Annotated in this window: 28 protein-coding genes; 19 read left to right on the plus strand and 9 right to left on the minus strand. The window is 30.3% G+C overall.

The window, feature by feature from the left end:
• The first annotated feature begins 294 nt into the window (after positions 1 to 294).
• Positions 295 to 1,200 (plus strand): alpha/beta hydrolase, encoded by a 906-nt coding sequence (locus tag GC105_RS09800; RefSeq protein ID WP_152804236.1) that lies wholly within the window; start codon positions 295 to 297, stop codon positions 1,198 to 1,200.
• A 249-nt stretch (positions 1,201 to 1,449) separates the two neighbouring features.
• Here GC105_RS09800 and GC105_RS09805 read toward each other — a convergent pair whose 3' ends face one another.
• From GC105_RS09805 to GC105_RS09815, 4 genes are all read right to left on the minus strand, one after another.
• Positions 1,450 to 1,878, minus strand: coding sequence for a MarR family winged helix-turn-helix transcriptional regulator (locus tag GC105_RS09805; protein ID WP_152804238.1), 429 nt, complete (start codon positions 1,876 to 1,878; stop codon positions 1,450 to 1,452).
• Positions 1,879 to 1,892: 14 nt separating this feature from the next.
• Complete coding sequence (locus GC105_RS16885; RefSeq protein ID WP_193708363.1) at positions 1,893 to 2,048, minus strand: hypothetical protein; 156 nt, start codon at positions 2,046 to 2,048, stop codon at positions 1,893 to 1,895.
• A gap of 201 nt (positions 2,049 to 2,249) precedes the next feature.
• The gene (locus GC105_RS09810; RefSeq protein WP_246169813.1) at positions 2,250 to 2,630 is read right to left on the minus strand and encodes a hypothetical protein; all 381 of its coding nucleotides are present in this window, start codon (positions 2,628 to 2,630) and stop codon (positions 2,250 to 2,252) included.
• 144 nt (positions 2,631 to 2,774) lie between these two features.
• Positions 2,775 to 3,137: a hypothetical protein gene (locus tag GC105_RS09815; protein WP_152804240.1), complete on the minus strand. Its 363-nt coding sequence runs from the start codon at positions 3,135 to 3,137 to the stop codon at positions 2,775 to 2,777.
• Between the two features lie 229 nt (positions 3,138 to 3,366).
• Between GC105_RS09815 and GC105_RS09820 the strand changes: the two genes are divergently transcribed.
• From GC105_RS09820 to GC105_RS09860, 9 genes are all read left to right on the plus strand, one after another.
• Positions 3,367 to 3,918 (plus strand): HD domain-containing protein, encoded by a 552-nt coding sequence (locus tag GC105_RS09820; RefSeq protein WP_152804242.1) that lies wholly within the window; start codon positions 3,367 to 3,369, stop codon positions 3,916 to 3,918.
• A 35-nt stretch (positions 3,919 to 3,953) separates the two neighbouring features.
• On the plus strand, positions 3,954 to 4,250 hold the full coding sequence (locus GC105_RS09825; protein WP_152804244.1) for a MoaD-like domain-containing protein: 297 nt from the start codon (positions 3,954 to 3,956) through the stop codon (positions 4,248 to 4,250).
• A gap of 346 nt (positions 4,251 to 4,596) precedes the next feature.
• Complete coding sequence (locus tag GC105_RS09830) at positions 4,597 to 5,379, plus strand: FAD binding domain-containing protein (protein ID WP_343030009.1); 783 nt, start codon at positions 4,597 to 4,599, stop codon at positions 5,377 to 5,379.
• Positions 5,370 to 5,846: a (2Fe-2S)-binding protein gene (locus tag GC105_RS09835; protein ID WP_152804246.1), complete on the plus strand. Its 477-nt coding sequence runs from the start codon at positions 5,370 to 5,372 to the stop codon at positions 5,844 to 5,846. Before GC105_RS09830 ends, GC105_RS09835 begins: the two co-directional genes overlap by 10 nt.
• On the plus strand, positions 5,833 to 8,106 hold the full coding sequence (locus tag GC105_RS09840) for a xanthine dehydrogenase family protein molybdopterin-binding subunit (RefSeq protein ID WP_343030010.1): 2,274 nt from the start codon (positions 5,833 to 5,835) through the stop codon (positions 8,104 to 8,106). The genes GC105_RS09835 and GC105_RS09840 overlap by 14 nt, the downstream gene beginning before the upstream one ends.
• A gap of 4 nt (positions 8,107 to 8,110) precedes the next feature.
• Complete coding sequence (gene yqeC, locus GC105_RS09845) at positions 8,111 to 8,875, plus strand: selenium cofactor biosynthesis protein YqeC (protein WP_152804248.1); 765 nt, start codon at positions 8,111 to 8,113, stop codon at positions 8,873 to 8,875.
• Positions 8,872 to 9,459, plus strand: a complete 588-nt coding sequence (gene mocA, locus GC105_RS09850; RefSeq protein WP_152804250.1) for a molybdenum cofactor cytidylyltransferase — start codon at positions 8,872 to 8,874, stop codon at positions 9,457 to 9,459. The genes yqeC and mocA overlap by 4 nt, the downstream gene beginning before the upstream one ends.
• Positions 9,456 to 10,259, plus strand: coding sequence for a selenium-dependent molybdenum cofactor biosynthesis protein YqeB (yqeB, locus tag GC105_RS09855; protein WP_152804252.1), 804 nt, complete (start codon positions 9,456 to 9,458; stop codon positions 10,257 to 10,259). Before mocA ends, yqeB begins: the two co-directional genes overlap by 4 nt.
• A 156-nt stretch (positions 10,260 to 10,415) precedes the next feature.
• On the plus strand, positions 10,416 to 10,967 hold the full coding sequence (locus tag GC105_RS09860; RefSeq protein ID WP_152804254.1) for a YueI family protein: 552 nt from the start codon (positions 10,416 to 10,418) through the stop codon (positions 10,965 to 10,967).
• Between the two features lie 3 nt (positions 10,968 to 10,970).
• Here GC105_RS09860 and GC105_RS09865 read toward each other — a convergent pair whose 3' ends face one another.
• The 3 genes from GC105_RS09865 to GC105_RS09875 all read right to left on the minus strand — a co-directional run bounded on the left by GC105_RS09865 (position 10,971) and on the right by GC105_RS09875 (position 13,439).
• Entirely contained in the window at positions 10,971 to 12,098 is a 1,128-nt protein-coding gene (locus tag GC105_RS09865; RefSeq protein ID WP_152804256.1) for a DUF3810 domain-containing protein, read from the minus strand.
• Positions 12,099 to 12,285: 187 nt separating this feature from the next.
• Positions 12,286 to 13,080 (minus strand): family 1 encapsulin nanocompartment shell protein, encoded by a 795-nt coding sequence (locus GC105_RS09870; protein ID WP_193708360.1) that lies wholly within the window; start codon positions 13,078 to 13,080, stop codon positions 12,286 to 12,288.
• 17 nt (positions 13,081 to 13,097) lie between these two features.
• Positions 13,098 to 13,439, minus strand: coding sequence for an encapsulin-associated ferritin-like protein (locus GC105_RS09875; RefSeq protein WP_152804258.1), 342 nt, complete (start codon positions 13,437 to 13,439; stop codon positions 13,098 to 13,100).
• 606 nt (positions 13,440 to 14,045) lie between these two features.
• Here GC105_RS09875 and GC105_RS09880 point away from each other — a divergent pair.
• The 4 genes from GC105_RS09880 to GC105_RS09895 all read left to right on the plus strand — a co-directional run bounded on the left by GC105_RS09880 (position 14,046) and on the right by GC105_RS09895 (position 17,706).
• Positions 14,046 to 14,483 carry a flavodoxin gene (locus GC105_RS09880; protein WP_152804293.1) on the plus strand — a complete coding sequence of 146 codons (438 nt, stop codon included), beginning with the start codon at positions 14,046 to 14,048 and terminating at the stop codon, positions 14,481 to 14,483.
• A gap of 44 nt (positions 14,484 to 14,527) precedes the next feature.
• Positions 14,528 to 15,082: a DUF3793 family protein gene (locus GC105_RS09885; protein WP_193708361.1), complete on the plus strand. Its 555-nt coding sequence runs from the start codon at positions 14,528 to 14,530 to the stop codon at positions 15,080 to 15,082.
• 201 nt (positions 15,083 to 15,283) lie between these two features.
• Positions 15,284 to 16,069 carry an ABC transporter ATP-binding protein gene (locus GC105_RS09890; RefSeq protein ID WP_152804295.1) on the plus strand — a complete coding sequence of 262 codons (786 nt, stop codon included), beginning with the start codon at positions 15,284 to 15,286 and terminating at the stop codon, positions 16,067 to 16,069.
• A complete protein-coding gene (locus tag GC105_RS09895; protein ID WP_152804261.1) occupies positions 16,066 to 17,706 on the plus strand; it encodes a hypothetical protein in 1,641 nt (546 codons plus the stop codon). Before GC105_RS09890 ends, GC105_RS09895 begins: the two co-directional genes overlap by 4 nt.
• A 100-nt stretch (positions 17,707 to 17,806) precedes the next feature.
• On the opposite strand, the gene GC105_RS09900 is transcribed toward GC105_RS09895, so the two are convergent.
• Positions 17,807 to 18,325: a nitroreductase family protein gene (locus tag GC105_RS09900; protein WP_152804263.1), complete on the minus strand. Its 519-nt coding sequence runs from the start codon at positions 18,323 to 18,325 to the stop codon at positions 17,807 to 17,809.
• A 78-nt stretch (positions 18,326 to 18,403) separates the two neighbouring features.
• The gene (locus GC105_RS09905) at positions 18,404 to 19,561 is read right to left on the minus strand and encodes a YibE/F family protein (protein WP_152804265.1); all 1,158 of its coding nucleotides are present in this window, start codon (positions 19,559 to 19,561) and stop codon (positions 18,404 to 18,406) included.
• 221 nt (positions 19,562 to 19,782) lie between these two features.
• Here GC105_RS09905 and GC105_RS09910 point away from each other — a divergent pair, with 221 nt between their 5' ends.
• From GC105_RS09910 to GC105_RS09930, 5 genes are read left to right on the plus strand one after another with little or no spacing between them, the layout of a single operon-like run.
• A complete protein-coding gene (locus GC105_RS09910) occupies positions 19,783 to 20,427 on the plus strand; it encodes a TetR/AcrR family transcriptional regulator (RefSeq protein WP_152804267.1) in 645 nt (214 codons plus the stop codon).
• Complete coding sequence (locus GC105_RS09915) at positions 20,420 to 21,274, plus strand: ABC transporter ATP-binding protein (RefSeq protein ID WP_152804269.1); 855 nt, start codon at positions 20,420 to 20,422, stop codon at positions 21,272 to 21,274. The genes GC105_RS09910 and GC105_RS09915 overlap by 8 nt, the downstream gene beginning before the upstream one ends.
• On the plus strand, positions 21,274 to 22,308 hold the full coding sequence (locus tag GC105_RS09920; protein ID WP_152804271.1) for an ABC transporter permease: 1,035 nt from the start codon (positions 21,274 to 21,276) through the stop codon (positions 22,306 to 22,308). The genes GC105_RS09915 and GC105_RS09920 overlap by 1 nt, the downstream gene beginning before the upstream one ends.
• Positions 22,309 to 22,320: 12 nt before the next feature.
• Positions 22,321 to 23,319 (plus strand): ABC transporter permease, encoded by a 999-nt coding sequence (locus GC105_RS09925; RefSeq protein WP_193708362.1) that lies wholly within the window; start codon positions 22,321 to 22,323, stop codon positions 23,317 to 23,319.
• 22 nt (positions 23,320 to 23,341) lie between these two features.
• Positions 23,342 to 23,548 carry a hypothetical protein gene (locus tag GC105_RS09930; RefSeq protein WP_152804275.1) on the plus strand — a complete coding sequence of 69 codons (207 nt, stop codon included), beginning with the start codon at positions 23,342 to 23,344 and terminating at the stop codon, positions 23,546 to 23,548.
• Positions 23,549 to 23,882 lie beyond the last annotated feature (334 nt).

Genomic DNA, 23,882 nt, shown 5'->3' on the forward strand with positions numbered 1-23,882 from the left:
AATATATAATTACGAAAATTACAATGTTTTTAACTATGGGTTAACATACATATTTCTAAGAAAACATTTTGATTTCAGACAGTTATAATTTTCGGCTCAACAATGTTATAGTAAATTTCTCCAAGGCTTATGATTCAAAAATGAACTTTTCTAATTTCCCCAGTCAACTTTCGATCTCTGGCTCAATAAGTAATCATAATAATTATGATATATAAACGTTGACACAATATTACTTATACATATATATTAATATATATGTATAAGTAATATTGTGTTTTACAAGGGGGAGAAGTTATGGAAAAGGAAAGAAGTTTACAGGAATTATTTGGACGTGAAATGCCCTATACTATTGAAGTTGACCACATTAAAAGAAAATTTCTTAATCTAAGCTTTGGTAGACATGAAAGACAAAAATTGGATATTTATTTACCTGAAGATGGTGACGGTCCATTTCCAGTGATTATTTACTTGCATGGTGGTGCATTTAAACTTGGGGATAAAAGTGATTCACAAGTACTACCATTTTTAGAAGGAATTGAGTTAGGCTACGCTGTTATTAGTGTAAATTATCGTCTTAGTACCGAAGCTAAATTTCCAGAACCATTGTTTGATATCAAAGCATCTATCCGATGGATTAGAGCTCATGCACTGGAGTATAACTTAAATCCTGACAACATTGCCCTTACCGGTGCCTCCGCTGGAGCCTATTATGCTGTTATGACCGCTGCGACTCAAGATAATCCAGAATTTGAAGGTGCTTATATTGGAAATAGTGAGTTCTCATCAAAAGTTAAAGTTGTAATAGATTGGTACGGACCGACAAACTTTTTATGTATTAGAGATCATTTTGAAGAAAGTGGATTATCAATTGTCATACCATCACCTAAGGACGGAGTACCTACACCTGAGGAATTGCTATTAGGAGCAAGTCTAAAAGATATTAAGGGACTAGCAATGTTTACTAATCCAATTACATATATTAATGAATCCTTTCCACCTATAATGATACAACATGGTAAAATTGATCCAATTGTACCTTATCAACAATCAATAATATTAGCTGAGGCAATTGAAAAGAATGGCGGGAAAAATCAATGTATTCTTGATATTGCTGATGGATATTCTCATGTAGATACACGATTTGAGAATAAGAGGAATATGAAAAAGGTATTTGATTTTTTAGATACATACTTAAAATAAAACTATTATTGTATAAATAACTTATATATCTGCTTCGCTTGACTCGAACTAATTCCTAGTTAATTGTTTAATTAACTAGGAATATTAAAATAGTATAATCAGTAAAAAGACACCTGAATTAATTATGAATTATAACCTTGGTAAAGGTACAAATTCATGTTACCGGTGTTTTTTATAAATTTTGGTATTATTCATTCTGACAAGGAGGGTACTATAATAGATCAAAACATATACATTGACCTTTTATTTTTAAGATATTTGACCTAATACTTTATATAGCAGCACGTAAAGTGACTTAGCTTCTTCTGGCGATAAGTCAATGCATTGTCCAATTTTCTCTGGGATATTAGCAGCCTGTTCTTTTAATTGTTCTCCTTGCTTTGTTATGCTTATAATTACACTACGTTCGTCTTCCGCTGATCTTTTACGAATAAGCAAACCTTGAGCTTCCATTTTCTTTAGTAATGGTGTTAGTGTTCCTGAATCCAAAAATAAATGCTCACCAAGGTTTTTAACACTGATGGTTTTTTGTTCCCAAAGTACCATCATACATATATATTGAGTGTAAGTTAAACCAATTTTATCTAAAAAAGGTTTATACTTTCTTATGACTTCTTTTGAACAAGCATAGAGAGGAAAACACAATTGATTCTTTAGTTTTAAAACTTCTTCGTTCATACAATTTATACCTCCTAAATTTTGTCTAGTTTAATAGTAGTAAAAACATAATTGTGAACTACTTCTATAGACTCTGCTTGTACTCCTACTGATTTACCAATAGCCTCTACTAGTTTCTTAGTATTACCAGTTTCAGTATAATATCTACCTGCTATTTTCTTTTCTTCCATTATAACAACCCTTTTCTTTATATAAATAATATATGTTGGTATAAATTAAATTTTATACAATTAAATTTTAAATGTCAATTTATTTTATTCAGTTAGATTCTAAATGAATAATAGTGAAACCTGCTTTTTTCAAAGCAGGTTTCTAAAGGAACCTAACTAGTTCAAATTTTTTGAAGAAGTAGGTTTTATTTTTAATTTATTTTAAACTGCGTTGTGAACAAAAGACACTATAGTTCTTACTGGGATATCTGTCACAGATCCAACATTCCACACCGGAAGACCGTCCCATCCACCAGCAGAAGCAGCTCCTGATACACTATTACGACTGCCTCTACCTGAATAACATTTTCTTCCAGTGTTAAATCCAGTACAAGCATTACCTAATGCACATCCTGGAGCTGGGCCGATTCTTGTTATAAGCCTTACAAATGTCTCATTAGCGCTCAAAACAACACCTGTGAACCCTGAACCTGATTCACCACCGCTTGCTGTAAATATTGTTACTGTTTCACCAATATACTTACATAATTGTTTGCCAAAGTCTACACCTGCAAAACAATCTCGCCCTAAGTTGCTAGACAATATATGACCTCCTTATTAATATTTAGAGAACAATGTTCCCATAGTACATAGTATGACAGTTATAAGTAATGGTGAATAATACTTTATAAACGGTTATTGATATTGCAGCATAGTTAATATTAATTAAATAAGTTAAGTAATTTTTTACATTGTATTATGGGCTAATGAAACAATTTTATCTATAGGGATAATAACTGCTGAACCTCTAACTAAGGTGTGTATATTACATATACTATCTTCCACATTATTCTTATTAGTATATCTAATATCTTTTGATCTTTGATTGTTGCTACTAAATCTAGTTGATGGAGGTGAACCAATTTGGCTAATTAGCTCAATGTATGATGGTTTTACTGTTAGTAAAACACCTGTAAACCCTGAACCAGATTCTCCACCACTAGCTGTAAAGACTGTAACAGTTTGACCAATATATTTTTCAATCTCATTTTCGAAACTATCAATATTTTTAGTGTAATAATCAATATTTTTTAAATACCTAGGAGACATATCAATATCCTTTCTTTTTAGATCTTAGTTTACTTTTATTTTAATTAATATATAATATGTCATCATTAGTATAAGGTGTTTACTCATGTATGCATATAGTAAATATTTATTCTATATTCTAATATAGATACTTGTAAAACTTGGATTAAACAAATAAAATAACAATTATAAACTACACTAGTTAAAAAACATATAAAGTAATCAAAGTTATAAGTGAAAGGTGATTTATATGAGTTATATACCAAGTTATGATCGTGCATTAGAAATACTAAAAACCTATAATACTGAAGAATTTCTTATAAAGCATGCTGAAACAGTTGCAGGTATAATGGGTTATTTTTCTAAAGAGTACGATCCTGAAAATGAAGAGATGTGGAAAGTAGTAGGGCTGTTACACGATTTAGATTTTGAAAAGTTTCCTGAAGAACATTGTATTAAGAGTCAAGAGATAATGAAGGAATTAGACCTAGATGAAAAAATTATTCATGCTACAGCAAGTCATGGATATAAGCTTACAGTAGACATTGAACCAATTCATAAGATGGAAAAGATCCTCTATGCAATTGACGAATTATCTGGTCTTATCGGCGCTGTAGCAATTATGAGGCCTTCAAAAAGTGTTGCAGATTTAGAACTAAAATCTGTGAAAAAGAAATATAAAACCTTGAATTTTGCTAAAGGTTGCTCTAGAGATGTCATAGAACGCGGTGCAAAGATGTTGGATATAGATCTAGATAGATTGATTACTATGACTATTCATGCAATGAGAAGCCTAATCTAAAGTATTTTTTAACTATTTTTTGTGAATATTGTTAGATGATTGTATACAGTGTTAATAAAGGGGGAGTATACCTGAAAGTTAATGTTATAGAGAAAACATATCGTTCCTTTCATAAAGAAGATTTTGAGCATTACTTTTCTAATCGAGGAAAATGCAAAAATCCAGGTGTCTATATAGGTGACGGTTGGTTGGTATATCTAGGAGATGAAAGGAAAGAATTAGTTGGTCCAATGGAATTTATAACAATAACAATTACTATAGAAATCTCAATTGATATACAAGAGGAATTCATAGCTGAACTTAGAAAATCTTTCCTAAAGGGTGGAGGTTAAATGCCGTGTAGATGATAAGTTTTTCAATTGAAAAACTTATTTTCATATGATATAATTATTATTTGATTTCATGTATTTGTTTCATATTATTTTAATAATATTAGTCATTGTTCTTCAAGATAAACTAGAATAATCTATTTGATGGAATTAAATAATCACATATATTAAATGTATTAGATCTTGCTAATCATTAACAGGAATTGCCTTCCATTTAGTTTTTGCTCAAGGGAGGCTTTTAATATTTACTAGATTAATTACTACTTCAGATTATTATATAGGATAGACTTTATACGAATATAAATTAATTAATATTTTTGCTCTATATACATAGTAAGGAGGAATTAAAGTGTTTACATTAAAAGATTATATAGTGCCAGAGAGTATTGAAGAAGCATCTCAATTGCTTAATCAAAATAGAAATAATGTAATATTAGGTGGCTTACTTTGGCTCAAAATGGGAAATAAAAATTACAATAAGGGTATAGATTTGTCTAAATTAGGTCTTAATACTATTATAGAGAATGAATCTTCTATAGAAATAGGATGTATGGTGACACTTAGGCAAATTGAAATAAGTAAAGTCTTAAATACCTATTTTAACAGCTTATTAGTAAAATCTGTTAAAAATATTGTTGGCGTTCAATTTAGAAACTGTGCAACAGTTGGAGGAAGTGTATATTCAAGATTTGGATTCTCTGATCTATTAACGGCATTGCTAGCACTAGATACTCATGTTCATTTATTTCATGGTGGTGTAATTCCATTAGAAGAATTTATAAATATGACTTACAAAAAAGATATACTAATCAAAATAATTATAAATAAGGATACACGTAAAGCAAGCTATCAAAGCCATCGAAAATCTGCTACAGATTTACCTGTATTAGCTGTTGCAATCAGTAGATATAATAGTCATTGGAAAATATCTATAGGAGCTAGACCGAATAAAGCAATGATAGCCTTAAAATCGTCAGAATTGCTCTCGCATAGGCCAGATCAAATTGAATCTGCATGTAATCAAGCTGTAAGTGAAATGAAATTTGGCACAAACATTAGAGGTTCAGCTGAGTATAGACGTGAATTAGCAAAAGTACTCATCAGAAGAGGAGTAGAAGAAATATGCAGATAAAATGCACTATAAATAATAGAATTTTTGTCGAAGATATACAAGTAGATATGCTTCTTATAGATTTCTTACGTCATTTAGGTTTTTTGAGTGTAAAACGAGGTTGTGATACTGCAAATTGTGGACTGTGTACTGTTTGGATAGATAATAAAACAGTATTATCATGCTCTATTTTAGCTGTAAGTGTTAACGAAAAACATGTTACGACTTTAGAAGGAATACAAGACGAGGCCATAGAGTTTGGTAAATTTATTGCAAGTGAAGGTGCAGAACAATGTGGTTATTGTAGTCCAGGATTTATAATGAACGTACTTGCCATGAAAAGAGAGTTGGTCAATCCAACGGAAGACTCTATAAAACATTACCTATCAGGAAATTTATGTCGTTGTACAGGATATATGGGGCAATTAAGAGCAATAAAGAAATTTCTCAATGCTACAAGAGGAGGGTGCCTAAGTGAAAGTAGTTAACAAAGGTATAGATAAGTTAGATGCAATGAGCTTAGTTACAGGTAAACCAGTATATACTGATGATATAGCGCCAGAAAATTGTTTAATTGTAAAAGTCCTTAGAAGCCCTCATGCTTATGCTAAAATACTCAGTATAATTATTGACAAAGCCCTAAAAGTCCCAGGAATAGAATGTATTCTAACATATCAAGATGTGCCTCAAAAAAGATTTACAATGGCAGGTCAATCCTATCCTGAACCAAGTCCATACGATAGGTTAATACTAGATGAATATGTAAGGTATGTTGGTGATCCAGTAGTAATCGTCGCAGGAGTTAATGTGAAAGCTGTAAATAAAGCATTGAAACTCATTAAAGTTAACTATGAAGTGCTAAAACCAATATTAAATATGGAAGAAGCTATTGATAATAGTATAGTAATACATTCAGAGGATGATTATCATTTAAATTTTGATATTGGTAATGATGTTAAAAGAAATCTTTGTGCCTCGGGTAGTTTTAAAAGTGGAAATGTAGATGAAGAATTAAAATCTTGCCATGTCGTAGTAGACGAACAGTACCATACTAAAGCAAACAACCAAGCTATGATGGAAACATTTAGTACATATACATATTTAGATTATAATGGTAGAGTAAATATTATCACTTCTACACAAATTCCATTTCATGTAAGAAGAATAGTAGCTAAAGCTCTGGATATACCAAAAACTAAGGTAAGAGTTATTAAACCTAGAATAGGTGGGGGGTTTGGAGCAAAACAGACAGTTGTGAGCGAAATTTTCCCTGCTATTGTAACGATGAAAACTGGAAAACCTGCTAAAATGATATTTAACCGATTCGAAACTTTTTGTGCATCTACAAGTAGACATGAGATGAAGATAAGGATCAAGCTTGGAGCAGATAAAGAGGGAAATATTAAAGCTATAAGTATTTACACTCTTTCTAATACAGGGGCTTACGGAGAACATGGACCTACTACTGTAGGATTGTCCGGCCATAAAACTATGACTCTTTATAATAAAGCAAGTTCTTTTAAATTTGATTACGATGTTGTCTATACGAATACAATGTCGGCAGGCGCATTTCGTGGTTATGGCGCTACACAAGGTGCATTTGCTCTTGAATCTGCTATCAATGAACTAGCAGTAAAACTAAATATGGATCCAATTGAGTTAAGACAAAAGAACCTACTTGAAGAAGGAGACATAATGACCACATATTATGGAGAAACTCTTACAAGCTGTAATCTTGATAATTGTATAAATAAAGGTAAGGAACTAGTTGGTTGGAATGAAAAATATCCTTATAGACGTATCAGTGACAGTAAAGTTAGGTCTGTAGGGGTCGCAATAACTATGCAAGGTTCAGGTATATCAGGTATAGACATGGCATCTGTTCAAATTAGATTAAATGACGATGGATATTATACCCTTCTTATTGGTGCTACTGATATGGGAACAGGTTGTGATACAATATTAGCACAAATGGCAGCAGAGTGTTTAGAGTGTAATATGGATCAAATAGTTGTAAATGGTGTAGATACAGATCAATCTCCTTATGATTCAGGTTCTTATGCTTCAAGTACTACCTACATAACAGGTATGTCTGTCGTTAAAGCTTGTAACAAACTAATAGAACAAATGATAGTTGAGGCCTCTAAAATTTTAATAGTTCAGAAAGAAACTTTAGAATTTGATGGACAAAAAATATATAATAGCGAAAAAAGCATTACTTTAGATAAGTTAGCTCAAAAACTAGTTGTAGGTGATGGAAACTATTTAATGGCAAATGCATCTCACTCAAGCCTTTCTTCACCTCCTCCATTTATGGCAGGTTTTGTTGAAATAGAGCTAGATACACAAACGGGAAAGATAGATATAATAGATTTTTTTGGTATTGTCGATTGTGGTACAACTATTAATCCCAAACTTGCAAAAATACAAGTTGAAGGTGGTATAGTACAAGGTATTGGAATGGCACTATACGAAGAAGTGAGTTATAGTACGACAGGTAAGATGATGAATAATTCATTTATGCAGTATAAAATACCATCACGTCTTGATATAGGAAATATTCATGTAAATTTTGAAAGTAGTTACGAACCTACAGGACCTTTTGGTGCAAAATCTATTGGTGAGGTTGTTATAAATACTCCATGTCCAGCAATAGCTCATGCAGTTTACAATGCAGTAGGTGTGAACATCAGAAGTTTACCTATTACCTCAGAAAAAATCCTCTTATCAATAATAAATAGTCGGTGATTTAATGAAACTATCTTGTTGTATTGATTTAAATGAAAAAGATATTATATCTATAGTAGGAGCTGGTGGCAAAACATCTCTTATGTTTGAATTAGCACAAGAAATAAAAAAGCAAAAATCAAAGATTTTAACAACAACGACTACTAAAATTTATGTTCCTACTAAGGAAAAGTACGATTATATTTTTTTAAATGATAAACTAATTTTTAAGAGTCTAATTAGTGATAAAAAAGGCATTTATGTATACGGAAAAACTATAAATACAGAAGGTAAAATTATCGGATTATCCGAAGATCAATTAAATTCCGTTTTAGGCTATTTTGACTACATGCTTATAGAAGCTGATGGAGCTAATGAAAAATCTCTTAAAGGATGGAATTCTACTGAACCTGTTATATATAGTGCAACTACAAAAACAATTGGACTTCTAGATATTCAGTCATTAGGGATGACTATTTGTGAAAATAGTATTCATAGGTTTGAAGAATTTTGTAAAATTACTACTTCAAATAAAGGAGAAAAAATAACTCTAGATCATCTATTAAAACTTATTATACACCCTCAGGGATTATTTAAAAATTCTAAAGGGGAGAAAATATTGTTTATAAATAAAGCTGATAATTTACATCATTTAAATATGGCAATGCAATTAATAAATAGTAAAATAATCAGTTGTGCAAATATTGTAGATAAAATTATTGTTGGAAGTATTAAGAACAAGAATTACACTAACATTGGTTTAAATAAAGGAGTAGATACAGTATTATGATCAGCGCTATCATAATGGCATCAGGTTTTTCTAAAAGAATGAAGAAAAATAAGCTTTTTTTGGAGTATAAAGGCAAAACATTGATTCAACGAACAATTGATACAGTCTTAGAATGTGACTTTTCACAGATTATTTTAGTTGCAAGAGAAAATAAAATATTAGAATTAGGTGAAAAAAGTGGGTTAATTACAGTAGAAAATAAAAATGCACATTTAGGTATTAGCGAATCTATTAAGTTAGGACTATCATATACTGATAAATGTGATGGGTACATATTTTTCACAGTCGATCAACCACTAGTAAATGAAACTATCATTAAATCACTATTGCATTTATTCGATGAGTCTAAAAAACATATTATTGTTCCAAAATACAAAGGAATAAAGGGAAGTCCAGTTATTTTTCCAGAAAAATTTAAAAAAGATTTAATGAAACTCGAAGGAGATATAGGTGGAAAAGTAATTATAAGAAAAAACTTTGAACAAGTACGTTTCTTAGAAATTGAAGATGAGAGAATTATATTTGATATAGATACTAAAGAAGATTATGAAAAAATACTAGATTGGGACGGTCAACATATATGATTTTGAATGATATTGTTATAGTGAGGGGTGGCGGAGATTTAGCTTCAGGGGTAGTTCAAAAACTGTATAGGTGCGGTTTTAAGGTATTAATTTTAGAGATACAAAATCCATCCTCTATTAGGAGAAGGACTTCATTTAGCGAAGCTATCTATAATAGACAGGTAAAAATTGAGGGTATCACAGCAGTTTATGTAAATTGCCTAGATCACATAAATGAAGCATGGTCTAACAAGAATATACCAGTAATTATCGACCCAAATGGAAAATATATTAGTCTTTTACAACCTAATATAGTAGTAGATGCCATTGTTGCTAAAAAAAATCTTGGAATGAAAATAGATTTAGCCCCTATAACTATTGCCCTTGGTCCTGGATTTACAGCTGGAAAAGATGTAGATATAGTAATTGAAACATCCAGAGGACATGATTTAGGTAGGTTGATTTTTAAAGGTGAGGCTAAGAAAGACACGGGTATCCCTGGTGTGATTGGTGGATATTCTATAGAAAGAGTTGTTTATTCGCCATGTAATGGCAAAATAGAAAATTTAAAAGATATAGGTGAAACTGTTGATAAAGATGAAATAATAGCATATGTGGGAGATAAACCTGTAATAACAGAAATCTCTGGACTTTTGAGGGGAATTATCAAAAATGGTAGTTTAGTCACAGCAGGATTAAAAATAGCAGATATAGATCCTAGAATTACTGAAAAGGATAATTGTTATACGATTTCTGATAAATCAAGAAATATTGCAGGTGGAGTTTTAGAAGCAATATACTATATGACAACTATTGACTAAAAAATTAACATTTATAATAAATAGTCTTAATGATAATAATAAGTGTATAGTTCACTTACTAGTAATAATCTTAGCTGTAAATTTTTGGATAAATAAACTATTGAAAGAGGTTTTACTTAGTAAATTCAAATCTAAAAGTAAAGCTAATAGGTATTTATGAATAATAAAAGCGAGTTAGAAAAAATATTGACTGTTGGTATAAACGGTGCTCCAGAGTTTAAATACGAAGAAAAAATTCTGTACTTAGGAGAATTTAGAGAGCGAGTAATTAGATTGCTGACAAAGAAACAAGTTGAAGATCCTATAGTGTATCCTGAGATAATTGAATCTTTAAATGACAAAAGAGTATCAAAAATTGTGATTAATGGCGACATTAACAGTCGTTTCTCACAAAAATATGAAAAGTTAGCTCTAAAATCTGGTAGAAGGTACACAGTAGTAAACAATCCAGATTTTAAGGGAGAAACTGGGCTGATAGTAGTAAGTAACAATGCAGTGCACATTAAAAATATAAGTGTAATTGACAGAGAAGTACGTTTAAAAAACATGGGTCTTTCTGAGTCTTTAATTAATGCAGCAGGTAACAAAGTATGTTCAAATTGCTTAGAAAAAATCGTTAATGCAAATCCTAATGAAGCTAAAAACTACAAAAGTCTTTCATTGTTAAGTAGGGTTTTAGGGGAGCATTGTAAAGCATGTGGGAGATAATACTTAGTTGCTTTTATAATCTGACATTAATAGTTTTACTACCCCATTGTAACTTTGAACGCCTTGTTTTTGATTGTTAGATTTAAGGTATGTATCATTCATAGTAGTTACTATTTTTTTTGAACTGCTTTCTTTTGATTTCCAAAAACTATTACTATTATTAATATCTCTTTTAACACTATCACTCATTTTAGAAAAAAGTTCAATATGTAAATCTTGATCTTCTTTGTAAATATCATTCATTATGTATTGAATTGCTAAGTAATAACCTGAATATTGGAAATTCTTATCAGGATTATTTATATTAGCTTTATATGCAATAAAGTTTGCCTCATCCTCTTTAGCAAAACCACGCTGATGTGCTATTTCATGACTAATTGTGGAAAGTAGATCTTGAATAGGAATATTAGTATTTATATTTGGTTCAGAAGTATAAGCAAAAAATATGCCCATTATACCAGTGTAACTCATCCATTCAGAAAATAAAATTGGCTTAACCTGACCATAATTTCCACCTAAATTTAATGTTCCTACTTTAAAATCTTCAAAGCCTTTTTGTGCTTGTCGGCTTAATTGTGTAAAGTCCTCCTCAATAAGTAATATTCCATCGATATCTTCACTTAAATTCTCTCTAATTATATTCATATTATTAATAATTTCAAGTGATAAAGTTTCTAAATCTTCTATTGTTCCACTATCTTTGTTCATATTAGCTAAATCTATATAATCTGGTCTAAAATAATTAAATCCCCATAAAAAATAAAAGAGAATATATACAAGTGCCAATGATCTCAATATATAGTTTATAATAAAGATTTTATTATTTATATATATTTTAGGATTAAAAAGTAAAAGTAATATCATTACAATTATTAATAAAAACAACATTATGATCAGAATTTCTGTCAAAGAAATAGGAATTATATTGCTAATAAAACCTATAAATTTTGCTATATACGGATATAAAGTAGAGGAAAAAAGTTTTTCTACCATTTCAGCATCTAAGGGTGCTAATCTCGTTAATATAAAAGTAATAAAAGCTATTGAAATATAAATCAATGTACCTCTCCATATTCCACTTATTGATCTAGCTTGTTGTTTAGAATTAAGCTTAATATCTGTTGCTTCCATGTCATAATCACCCCTTTATACCCTACATTATATAACATATTAAATCTCAATAATATTGCCAATTTCAACCTAGTGGTATGCTAGTGGTATGAAAGAAATAGTAATGATAAATTTAATAAGCATAAGCACCATCCTAAATAAAAAATCAGCAACCATTTAATGTGGTTACTGATTTTTATTTTAATTGTTACATTATATAGGGAACAATTATGCTTCCATCCAATACTCTAAAAGTAAATGACTCTGTAATAAACAGTGATACTTCTTTAGAATCGTGATATTCATACCCAATGGCAAAATCTTGACCAATTGTGAGCTCAAGATTATCATTATCGAATGGTATAAGAATTGCACCTTCTATTACGCTACTAAATAATACTTTTCCTCCAGTTAAGTTTTCTATACGATTAATAAGAGGATATCCTTGAACTTCTTTGTTTAACCTTGTCCATGCTTCTTTTCCTACAAGTAATGTATAAGGAGAATCTTCAAAGTTTTCCTTTAGAATAATTAAACCTTTTGTCACTGCATCCATTATTGTAGCTCCATCTTGACCAAAAGGAATAGGTTCATTATCACTACCATTGATTAATCCTGTAATATTTGCTGCATCTAAGCCATTGAATAGAGCGTTTTCTTCAAATGTAACTATCTTTTTAACTGCGATATCTAGAGCTGTTAGATCGATATCTTTAGCTCCTCGTGTAATATTATCCATTTCCCATCGATCTAATGAAAAGCTCATTCTTCCTTCTATGAGTGGTTGCACTTTATAAACACCAGTTTTAACTTCACCTTCTTGTGCATCAGTAATATCTAGTCTACCTTCTGATATTGCTGTATGATCCCAACCTTTAGGGCCTATTACTTTGACAGCTTTCCTTGCAGATAATGATGTTTTTAAAATAGCCTCTGCACGTTTGTCTATTTCATTCCAAGCACTTTCTGATAAAGGTGCTAAATCTCTCTTTAACATATCCATTTTAACAATTCTCCTTTCTATTTCAAATCACCTATATTAATTCCTGATGTTGGAGCAGTTGTTGAAGGTCCATTTATTTCTGCGTCTAATAATGATCCTTCTGTAAATAGATAAGTATGCAGTTCTGTATCCCAACCGCTCATGTTTCTTCTTATCCACTCTAAAGTGATGCATGCATGTTCTATTTCTTCATCTCTATTATGGGCTAAAATTTCCTTTAAAGATGAATCTTGTGTAGTAGCAACCCTTTGATTATACCAATCGATTGCTTCAAGCTCTTCCTTTAAACTATTAATAGCTCTTGAAATATCTCTAGTTTTTTGATCAAGTTCTTCAACAGGTTCATGATATGCTGACATTAATATCTCCTCCAATTCAAATTATTATAAATAATAATATACACATAAATTTATAAAACCAAACAAAAATTAGTATAGTTTATTGTAAATATTTATATTAATTTATTCAGATATAGTTGATAACGTATCTGTTTCACATTCTATCTTAAAAGTAAAGTAGCTCCTAAATTATTGTTATAGTTTATTTTTGTCATCCAGAGAAGCGAAGTGACGAAGGATCTTAAGTCGTGATGCTCATCTTTAGTCAATCACTATTTAACAATTCACGACTTATAGCTAGTACCTTTGAGCATTTATAATCATGACTCTAGGTCCAAGATCCCACGCTTCGTTCTGGATGACTTGGGTATAACCGCTTAGGTCTAATATTCTACCCCGATATACAGGGCACAGCTTTTTCATCTTAATAATGAGGTAGTTGATTTGGTTAAAGATCTTTGATCACTCTAGATATGTAAACTCTAATATTTTAATAAGAAAAAGTAGAAAAATTAAATAAGACTAAAAAATAATATTTATACGTTGAAAAATAATGATATATATAATATAATAACAATAGCAAGTGATAATGATTATCACTATCAACTAATTCTAGGAGGTAATATGATGAAGAAAATTAGTATTGTATATTGGAGTGGTACGGGAAATACAGAATTAATGGCTAAGGCAATTGAGGAAGGACTAGAGGATGTTCAAGTAGAATTACTATCCGTTGATAAAGCATCTATTACCAGTGTTGTTGAATCGGATGGTATTGCATTAGGTTGTCCTTCTATGGGTGCAGAAATACTTGAAGAAGATGAGATGGAACCTTTCGTTGTAGAATTAGAAAAGGAAAATATAAAAGGAAAAGCTATGATACTATTTGGATCCTATGGTTGGGGAGATGGCGAGTGGATGCAAGATTGGGAAAAAAGAATGAAAGATGCTGGAGTAAATCTAATTGAAGATGGATTTATAATTCAAGAAGATACTATTGATGAAAGATTGCCAGAATGCAAAGAATTAGCAATGCGTCTAGCAAATTTTATTAATAATAATTAAAGTTCATGATTAATAAAGATTTAAAGCTCGAATTCTCCAATACAATGAACAAGTTATCAGGAAAAGATTATGTTAAGTGTATTATTGCTTTTGGCACTGCGCCTACTTTAAGAGGTAAAAAACCATCGTCGATTTTGACACTAAAAAAACAACGTAAAAATGTTTATTATATATGGAATAGATATAAAGAAGAAATATGCAGTGAACTCGGTTTAGACTACTACGAATTAGTTAAACGTCAAGATAGCGTAAGTGTATTGTTTTACAGAAAAGAATCATTAGAATTACATTTAAGTGATGCTAAAAACAAGAATTATCTTGAGAATATTGGATATGAAAAAAATATTAGTTTCGATAATAAATTGAGATTGCTACGAAGACGATATTCAAATATTTGTCCTCATGAAATGGGTATTTTTCTAGGTATTCCTGCAGAAGATGTATGTGGATTTGTTAAACATCAAGGCAAAAATTGTATTTTATGTAGGTACTGGAAAGTGTATAATAATCCGATTGAAGCTCAAAAATTATTTGACAACTTTGACTACGCAAGAAAGATAGTAATTCAAGAAGTAATAAAAGAGTATAATGTTGCATAAAAAAAGGTGTTTTGATTTGCATATAAAATTGCTTATCAAAACATTTTTTATTGATTTTAATACAATATTTGATGTGAATAAAGTACTAGTACTGTATATAACCATTATTCACTACCCAAATTAATAAAAAATAATCGCAATAAGTAATTAATGTGTTAAAATGTAAATTAATACATAATAAAAGGAGGAATTATATTGGAGATGAATAGTAAATCCATTCTTTCTATAAGCAATTTGAAAATGAAATTTGGTGATAATGAAGTTCTTAAAGGAATTAATCTTGAAGTAGGTAAAGGTGATATTATAGGCTATATTGGTCCGAATGGTGCTGGTAAAAGCACAACTATTAAAATATTATTGGGACTTTTAGAGGGTTTTACCGGAGAAGTTAAAATCTTTGGTGAATCTATTGTCAATCAAATCTCCTATAAAAAAAGAATTGGCTATGTACCTGAATCATCCGATATTTACGATAATCTATCAGCACAGGAATATTTAACATTCATAGGAGAATTATATGGTTTAGAACATGATCAAGTAAACAAAAAAGCTAAAAGCTTAATGAAAATATTAGGTATTGAAGATGTTTATGAATCGCGTATTTCATCATTTTCTAAAGGAATGAAACAAAAGGTACTTATTATATCAAGCTTATTACATAATCCAGATATTTTGTTTTGGGATGAGCCATTAAGTGGTTTAGACGCCAATAGTGTAATTGTGGTAAAAGAAATATTATCTACATTATCATTGAGAGGTAAAACTATTTTCTATTCCTCACATATCATGGAGGTTGTAGAAAAAATCAGTAATCGAATATTACTAATTAGCGATGGATTAATACTTGCAGACGGTAGCTTTGAACAATTAAGAGATAAATCAGAAGGTTCTCTAGAAGAAATATTTAATCAATTAACAGGATTTAATGAACATCAATCCTTAGCATCAGATTTTGTAGATATCATTGAAACAGGAGATAGTATATGAAAGATTTTATGATATTACGCTTGTTAGATAAATTTCAAAAGATATTTTTAGCTATTGAAGTTGATTATCCTATTATGCGACGCATACTTCAAGTAAAACTTACTATGGATACCAGAAGAGTATCCACTTTTATGTCACAATCTAATACAAAAAAAGAAAATAATGAAAAGAATTATTTTATTAGTTCACTATGGCTATATATCTTAATTGGTTTATTTTTGATACCCTTATTATTTATTAGCGAAGATTATATATTTGCCATGAGCACAATCTTTGGTATCTTTATGTTTATGATTATGACTTCTTTAATATCAGATTTTTCATCAGTATTATTAGATGTAAAAGATAAAAATATCATGATGACCAGACCAGTAAATAGTCGTACCATGAATACTGCTAAAGCAATTCACATTTTCTTATACTTGTTTTACTTAAGTATTTCTTTAGCTGGAGGAGTACTCATTACTTCGCTAATTCGTTTTGGTGTATTATTCTTTTTACTTTTTCTCGTAGAAATTGTATTGATGAACTTCTTAATTATTACATTGACAGCCATGTTATATACTATAATTCTAAAATATTTTGATGGAGAGAAACTTAAGGATGTAATAAATTACGTTCAAATAGGACTATCATTAGTAATTACTGTAGGATTTCAACTAGTGGCAAGACTTTTTAACTTTGTAGATCTGAGTATTGTTTTTGTTCCAAGATGGTGGCAGTTTCTTATTCCACCTGTATGGTTTGGAGGACCTTTTCAACTGCTACTGAGAGGCGATTTAAACATATCGTATATAATATTTTCTTTGCTTACTCTTATGATTCCTATATTAGCAATAATTACGTATATTCGATTAATGCCTTCTTTTGAGAAGAATCTTTTGAAATTAAATGAGAATAGTGAGAAAAAGACTAAACCTAAAAAAAATCCCAATATAATATCCAGGATAGTATGCACTAGTAGAGAAGAATTAATATTTTACCGATTTGCAAGTTCTATGTTGAAAAAAGAAAGAGAATTCAAATTGAAGGTGTATCCTTCATTAGGATTTGCTTTTATTTTTCCTTATATATTTCTTATGAATCAATTACAAATGCAAAGCATACAAGAATTACCGAGTGGAAATGGATTTTTAAACTTATATTTTAGCGCTATCATTATTCCAAGTATATTAATAATGATAAAATATTCTGGTAATTATAGAGGTGCTTGGATCTATAAAGCATTACCTATAGATAATGTAAAACCTATTTTTACAGGTACTATCAAAGCTTTTGTCATTCATTTGGTACTGCCAGTATTATCAATAAATAGTATTATTTTTATATTAATTTTTGGAGTAAGGATTATACCACATTTGCTTGCAATTTATTTGAATTTTGTATTATTAACCCTTATCACATTTTTTATGTTAGATAAAAATCTGCCATTTTCCATGTCATTTAATGATATTAATAAGGAAAGCGGTAAAACAATCTTTCTAATGATAGTAGGAGGTATAATGGCCCTTGTACATTACTTATCTACATTAATTCCATTTGGATTATTAGTATATATAATAATTTTATTTATTATTAACATCATTACGTGGAAAAAGACTTTCAATTTATCTTGGGAACAAATTCAATGGAATTAAAAATTAAATAAAGTGAAACTTAATTCAGTAGGGGTTTTCTCTCGTTTATAGTGAATAGGGGCAACAATAATTGTGCCCCTATTCTTTGTAAATCTAATACCTATCCATTATATTTTTCAAAGCTAACCATATCATTTAAGTTCATTCTTTTCTTTTCTGGAAGCTTATCAGAAGATGGATGACCTATTGGAAGAATTGCTACTACCTCAATATTTTCGGGTAATTCAAGTATCTCATGACATTCTTTAGCATTAAATTTACATACCCAACAAGTTCCTAATCCAATTTCTGCTGCTGCAAGGGTCATATGATCTACAGCAATTGCAATATCGATATCACAGTGATCTTTATTATCATCTCGTTTCCAAGACTTAGAATGATCGCCACAAACGATTATTAAAACTGGTGCCTTTTTAAGCCAGTCCCTTGAATAAGTATTTGCAATTTTGGTTTTTAGAGCATTCTCTGAAACTACTACAAAATGCCATGGCTGATAGTTAACAGCCGATGGAGCAAATCTAGCAGCTTCTAATACTTGGAGTATATTTTCTCTCTCTACAGGTATATCTTTATAATCTCTGACAGAATGCCTTTTTTTTGCTAATTCTATAAACGACATTATTAAAATCTCCTTTACTTTTATATTATATTGTATACTTTGTATTGTATTTTATTAACTTTACTATTAATACAATTTCTATGACTTGTTATTAGTGTTCATTAATATTGCGGCTATAAATGCCGTAATTGGTATACTTAGTATTAACCCTATACTTCCAGATAAAGCTCGAATTACCTCTGTAGCTAAAAATTCCATATTAATCAATTTAGATATAGGCTCATCATAAGCCATTAGTAATAAAAGTAATGGTATCGATGTTCCTGTATATGCAAGGATGAGAGTATTTGACATAGTGCCCATAATATCTTTTCCAACATTCATACCAGATTTAAACATTTCTCTAAAATTTAATTTATTCCCAACATTTTTAATTTCTTCCATAGCTGAAGCAATAGATATACTTACATCCATTACTGCTCCTAAAGCACCAATCATAATTCCAGCAAAAAGTAATCCTTGAAAATTAAATTGTATCTCTTGTGGTATATACATAAGCATTTGTGCTTCTTCTCCACTTAAACCTCGAAGATTGGCCATTTTGCCAATTATAATTGAGATAAGTACTGCTGTAAGTAGGCCACCTGTTGTTCCTAAAATAGCTGCAATACTTTTTTTGCCTCTCCCAGCAACTACTAAGAATGTCACTGTTGCAATAATAAATCCAGATAGTAGAGCTAATAAAACAGGATTATAACCTTTAAATAATAATGGTAATAAAAATTTACCAATTATTAATAGCGTAAAACCAAGAGTAAATACGGATTTAAGCCCTTTCATTTTCCCGACAATAATAAGTACTAGTATAAAGATAGCAATTATGGCCAAAAGGTAGGTATCTCTCACAAAGTCCATTACATAGCCTTCAACTAATTCTCCATCTTCTGTCGTCTCCAAATATAGTAAGACCTTGTCTCCCTCAACAAGCCACATATCATAAGCGACATTGCCTGATGTAGAATTTTCAGTAGTAATTACTTGATCTTTAAAAGGTCCATTAGTTATTTTAACTTTCAAAGTTTGATGAGCGACCTTAAGACCTCCGCCTATATCAATATCTAATTCTTCATCAATTATTTCTAATACTTGTCCTTTAGAATGTATAGGAACCATTGAGTCGTCCTGATAATAATCATACTCCGAGTCATACTCAGGGTCATATTCGTATTCTTGAGCTAAAGCAATTGAGGGTGATAAAATCAAAAGAAATAAGATGATTAAAACTAATTTACGCATTTTTGCCTCCAAAGAAGTAATAGATTTTAACTCTCAACTTAAGTGTTGTAGTTATATTAATAAAGATAACAATAAAAGCTTTATTAGGCAAGGGTTAATTGAGATACTAAATATTGAAATGTACAATATTTAGTATTAATGATATTGACAAGGATAATAAATCGTGATATCTTATGACTATAGAGTCATATGACTATTAAGTCATCTAAGGAGGGACACTCTTGCCAAAGGAAACTTTTTATAATTTACCAGAAGAAAAAAGAAAAAAAATTGAAGATGCGGCTATACAAGAATTTAAAGATTATAGTTTTGATACCTCATCGATAAATAGAATAGTTGAGAGTAGTGGAATATCTAAAGGGAGTTTTTATCAATATTTCGACGATAAAAAAGATTTATACAAACACATAATTAGTATTATTGTTGAGAAAAAAATTAAATATATGTCACCTGTTATGATGAATCCTTTTAATCATAATTTCTATACATTAATGAGAGAAATATATAAATCAGGTTTAAGTTTTGCTATGGAAAATCCACAGCTTTTAGAGATTGGCAACAAACTTATCGCGGATACTACTCATCCAATATACATTGAAATAATAGATGATAATAAAGGAAAATCTGATGAAATGTTTGAGTTGCTTTTAAAAAATGCTATGGAAAGAGGAGAGATAAGAGAAAATCTAGACCTAAAAATGATTTCATATATTTTATCATCATTAAATTTGTCCATAGTAGATTATTATACAAAATTGACTAATAAGAGGGAGTACAACGAAGAAATGATGGTTGTAGTTGAAAAGTTTTTAGATTTTGTGCAATACGGTATATCAAAGATTGAGGGGGATGGTAGTAATGATTAAAGTTGAAAATCTTTTTTACTCTTATACAAAGGATTCAAAATATGCAGTTGATGATGTTAATTTTGAGGTAGCCAAAGGAGAAGCTTTTGGATTCTTAGGACCATCTGGTGCAGGCAAATCTACTACACAGGGAATATTAACTGGTTTATTACCAATGCAAGATGGATTAGCAGAAGTTGCAGGTTATAATATGAAAAATCCATCTAGAAAAATGTTTAACAAATTAGGAGTATCTTTTGAACAATCTAATGTCTATGGTAAACTAACGGCTTTAGAAAATTTAGAATTCTATAGAAAGTTATTTGATGTGGAAACTATAGAACCTAATGTACTCCTCGAAATAGTTGGATTATCACATGTAGCAAATAAAAAAGCTTCAACTTTTTCTAAAGGTATGAAACACAGACTAACATTTGCTAGAAGCATGTTAAATAAGCCTGAACTCTGGTTTCTTGATGAACCTACTACAGGTCTAGACCCTGCTATTGCAAATCAAATAAAAGATGTAATAAAAGAAAAAAGCAAAGAAGGTTCTACAATATTTTTAACTACTCATAATATGTTCATTGCCGACGAACTATGTGATAGAGTCGGATTTATCATTGATGGAGTGTTAAAACTTATAGACTCTCCTAGAAATTTAAAGTTAAAATATGGTCAGAAATTGGTAGATATAGAGTATAAAGATGGAAATGAAATCAAGAAAGATAGTTTTTCACTAATAAAAGAAGAAGAAAGATTAAAGTTAAACCATATTATAAATAATTATGAAATTGAACTAATGCATACAAAGGAGGCAACTCTTGAGGAGATATTTATCAAGGTAACCGGTAGGGGGCTAGTATAATGAAATTTGCACATAACTTTATTAAGGATATGAAAGTATCATTTAAAACTTTCTATATTTATATAGAAATTCTTATGGCTTTAATATTTGTTGCCATCTTGCTCTTTGTGGTACCTGAAAATTTTTCTTCTGATATTAATATGTATGCTCATATTGATTCCTCATTACAGTCAAATGAAATAGTAGAGGCACTAGAATCGGATAACTCTAGCAATATTATACTTTTAGACTCAATGGATGAAATAAAATACATGTTAGAGGAAGATAGAAATAGTATAGGTATTTCTATATCTATGGTAGATCAAAAGATATTGTATAATGTTATTCTCCAAGGGTATGAAAGTCAAAAGTACAGAAATATAATAGAAAAGTCGTTGATAGCTGAAGGAATAAAGGATCTGCCTGAATACGGGAGCAACACCAATATAGTAACTCTCGCTAGTTCTAGTGAAAGGCTCTCAGACAGATTAAATATGTTGCCGATATTTTTACTGCTTAATTCAGCATTTACGGGACTCTTCATTGTAGCAACTTATATTTTTATGGATAAAGAAGAAGGTACCATTAGGGCTTTTGCAGTAACGCCAGCTAAAGTTTGGGAGTATCTTCTCTCTAAAATGGGTGTAATGCTTGTGACTGGGCTTCTTACGGGTTTGATTACTACCTTGTTAGTTGCAGGATTAAAAGCAAACTATCTTCATTTAATAGCTTTACTAATAGCAACTAATCTCTTTGGAACATCGATAGGTTTATTTATTTCAAGTTTTTACGACTCAATAATGAAGGCTATGGGAGCAATTTTAGTAACTTTTATGACACTGGCATTTGCAACAACTTCATATTTCATGCCTAGTTTTAATCCTATAATAATTAGAATACTACCTTCATACCCTATGGCATTTGCATTTAGAGAGGTTTTTTTAGAAAATCCGGATATAGCCTATATTTACTCTAATGTAGCAGGTTTTACTGTTTTAGCAGCATTGTTCTTTTTATGGTCAAATCATAGATTTAAGAAAACACTAACGGTATAGGGGAGGATAATGATGAAGAAAATATTTACTATTACTATGCGAGATATTGTATCGAGCTTAAGAGATTCTATGATTATATATATTATTATTTTTCCATTTATACTTGCTGTCATATTAAGGATGATGACTTCTTCTGTTGGTGCAACCACCGTAAATATAGCTGTAGATAATTCAATAGATAGTACTATGGTAGAATATCTTGAAGACTTTGGAAATGTAGAAACATTTGATAGTATAGAAAGAGTAAATAAACGCGTCAATGATACAGACGACGTATTTGGTCTTACAAAAAAGGGATTAACTTATAGTATTATTCAAGAAGGTAATGAAAGAGCATCTTCTGTTGATTTACTGGAATACATGGTATCTTCATATGAAAATCAGAATTTAGATTTGCCTATTGAGGTTGAAGTTTCCGATATTGGTTGGAATTTATCGCCAATTAAACAGTATGGTGGAAATCTACTAATAGTATTTATATCTGTATTTGGTGGTATGATCATATTAATTAATTTAGTAGAAGAAAAGCAAGAAAATACACTTTCAGCTGTAAATGTCTCTTCTATTACGCGAACCCAATATGTGATAGGAAAAGGTCTCCTTGGATTTATGGTTCCAATAATTCATTCCATAGGAATACTAGCGATACTAAATTATGGGCAAATTAATTATCTAATGGTTATCGTCGTTATTCTATGTATAGCAATGATTAGTGTATTGATCGGTTTTTTAATCGGTGTGACTAATGACAATATACTTGGTGCCATATCTAGTATGAAGATGCTATTTATCCCTATCTTAGGTTCTATCTTTGGAGCTATATTTCTAGGTAGTCAATGGCATTACTTACTATACTGGTCTCCATTCTATTGGGCTTTTAATGCTCTTAATAGCATAATACTAAAAGAAGCAACTTGGAGTGGAGTATTACTAAATTGTAGCATTATTATTTTAATAACAGGTATTATATTTGCCTTGCTTAGTAAAAAAATTAAAAGAGGTTTAAATTAAAAAGGGGGGAGCAATATAAATTATGAATGGTTATGCTTTATTAGGGATTTTACTTATCGTCTACGCTATAGTGGTTGTTTATATTACATTAAAAAAACCAGAATCTATTTGGAATATGCCTAAAATCAAAATGTTTAGAAAAGTTCTTGGAGAAAAGGGCACAGTATTTTTATTCTATATATTTGCTATAGCAGCAGCAGCTATAGGAATTTGGCTTATAATGATGTAACTACAAAAACCTTCTTGGAGTTTATATGTAGTTGCACCGATAGTCTCTAAAATCTGTTCAAATGGCGCTAAAAGAGATTTTTTAGCGCCATTGTTAAGTGGTGAACATGATCACTTTATTGAAAAGTTGTAATACTTTATAAGACAAGTTTATTGATCGAGTAGCTAGAAACAGGGTAATTAATCCTGTTTCTTTGCTCTCACAGAACCGGACTTACGTTTGCCGTATCCGGCTCCTGAATACTTTCTCCAAACACTACATTTCGTAGTAGTTTGACAACAATCCAACCTCATATTTACATAAATCGATTAATCCTAATTCTTCAAAGTATTTG

The organism is Alkalibaculum sporogenes (assembly GCF_009362815.1).
GTDB classification, from domain to species: domain Bacteria; phylum Bacillota; class Clostridia; order Eubacteriales; family Alkalibacteraceae; genus Alkalibaculum_A; species Alkalibaculum_A sporogenes.

Coding starts and splice junctions, on each gene's coding strand:
- GC105_RS09920 (WP_152804271.1), top strand. CDS start 21,274: ATGAAATTTGCACATAACTTTATTAAGGATATGAAAGTATCATTTAAA.
- GC105_RS09835 (WP_152804246.1), top strand. CDS start 5,370: ATGCAGATAAAATGCACTATAAATAATAGAATTTTTGTCGAAGATATA.
- GC105_RS09815 (WP_152804240.1), bottom strand. CDS start 3,137: ATGTCTCCTAGGTATTTAAAAAATATTGATTATTACACTAAAAATATT.
- GC105_RS09905 (WP_152804265.1), bottom strand. CDS start 19,561: ATGCGTAAATTAGTTTTAATCATCTTATTTCTTTTGATTTTATCACCC.
- GC105_RS09805 (WP_152804238.1), bottom strand. CDS start 1,878: ATGAACGAAGAAGTTTTAAAACTAAAGAATCAATTGTGTTTTCCTCTC.
- yqeC (WP_152804248.1), top strand. CDS start 8,111: ATGAAACTATCTTGTTGTATTGATTTAAATGAAAAAGATATTATATCT.
- GC105_RS09820 (WP_152804242.1), top strand. CDS start 3,367: ATGAGTTATATACCAAGTTATGATCGTGCATTAGAAATACTAAAAACC.
- GC105_RS09930 (WP_152804275.1), top strand. CDS start 23,342: ATGAATGGTTATGCTTTATTAGGGATTTTACTTATCGTCTACGCTATA.
- GC105_RS09925 (WP_193708362.1), top strand. CDS start 22,321: ATGAAGAAAATATTTACTATTACTATGCGAGATATTGTATCGAGCTTA.
- GC105_RS09875 (WP_152804258.1), bottom strand. CDS start 13,439: ATGTCAGCATATCATGAACCTGTTGAAGAACTTGATCAAAAAACTAGA.
- GC105_RS09900 (WP_152804263.1), bottom strand. CDS start 18,325: ATGTCGTTTATAGAATTAGCAAAAAAAAGGCATTCTGTCAGAGATTAT.
- yqeB (WP_152804252.1), top strand. CDS start 9,456: ATGATTTTGAATGATATTGTTATAGTGAGGGGTGGCGGAGATTTAGCT.
- GC105_RS09825 (WP_152804244.1), top strand. CDS start 3,954: ATGATTGTATACAGTGTTAATAAAGGGGGAGTATACCTGAAAGTTAAT.
- GC105_RS09885 (WP_193708361.1), top strand. CDS start 14,528: ATGAACAAGTTATCAGGAAAAGATTATGTTAAGTGTATTATTGCTTTT.
- GC105_RS09890 (WP_152804295.1), top strand. CDS start 15,284: ATGAATAGTAAATCCATTCTTTCTATAAGCAATTTGAAAATGAAATTT.
- GC105_RS09865 (WP_152804256.1), bottom strand. CDS start 12,098: ATGGAAGCAACAGATATTAAGCTTAATTCTAAACAACAAGCTAGATCA.
- GC105_RS09800 (WP_152804236.1), top strand. CDS start 295: ATGGAAAAGGAAAGAAGTTTACAGGAATTATTTGGACGTGAAATGCCC.
- GC105_RS09870 (WP_193708360.1), bottom strand. CDS start 13,080: ATGGATATGTTAAAGAGAGATTTAGCACCTTTATCAGAAAGTGCTTGG.
- GC105_RS09880 (WP_152804293.1), top strand. CDS start 14,046: ATGAAGAAAATTAGTATTGTATATTGGAGTGGTACGGGAAATACAGAA.
- GC105_RS09915 (WP_152804269.1), top strand. CDS start 20,420: ATGATTAAAGTTGAAAATCTTTTTTACTCTTATACAAAGGATTCAAAA.
- GC105_RS09860 (WP_152804254.1), top strand. CDS start 10,416: ATGAATAATAAAAGCGAGTTAGAAAAAATATTGACTGTTGGTATAAAC.
- mocA (WP_152804250.1), top strand. CDS start 8,872: ATGATCAGCGCTATCATAATGGCATCAGGTTTTTCTAAAAGAATGAAG.
- GC105_RS16885 (WP_193708363.1), bottom strand. CDS start 2,048: ATGGAAGAAAAGAAAATAGCAGGTAGATATTATACTGAAACTGGTAAT.
- GC105_RS09895 (WP_152804261.1), top strand. CDS start 16,066: ATGAAAGATTTTATGATATTACGCTTGTTAGATAAATTTCAAAAGATA.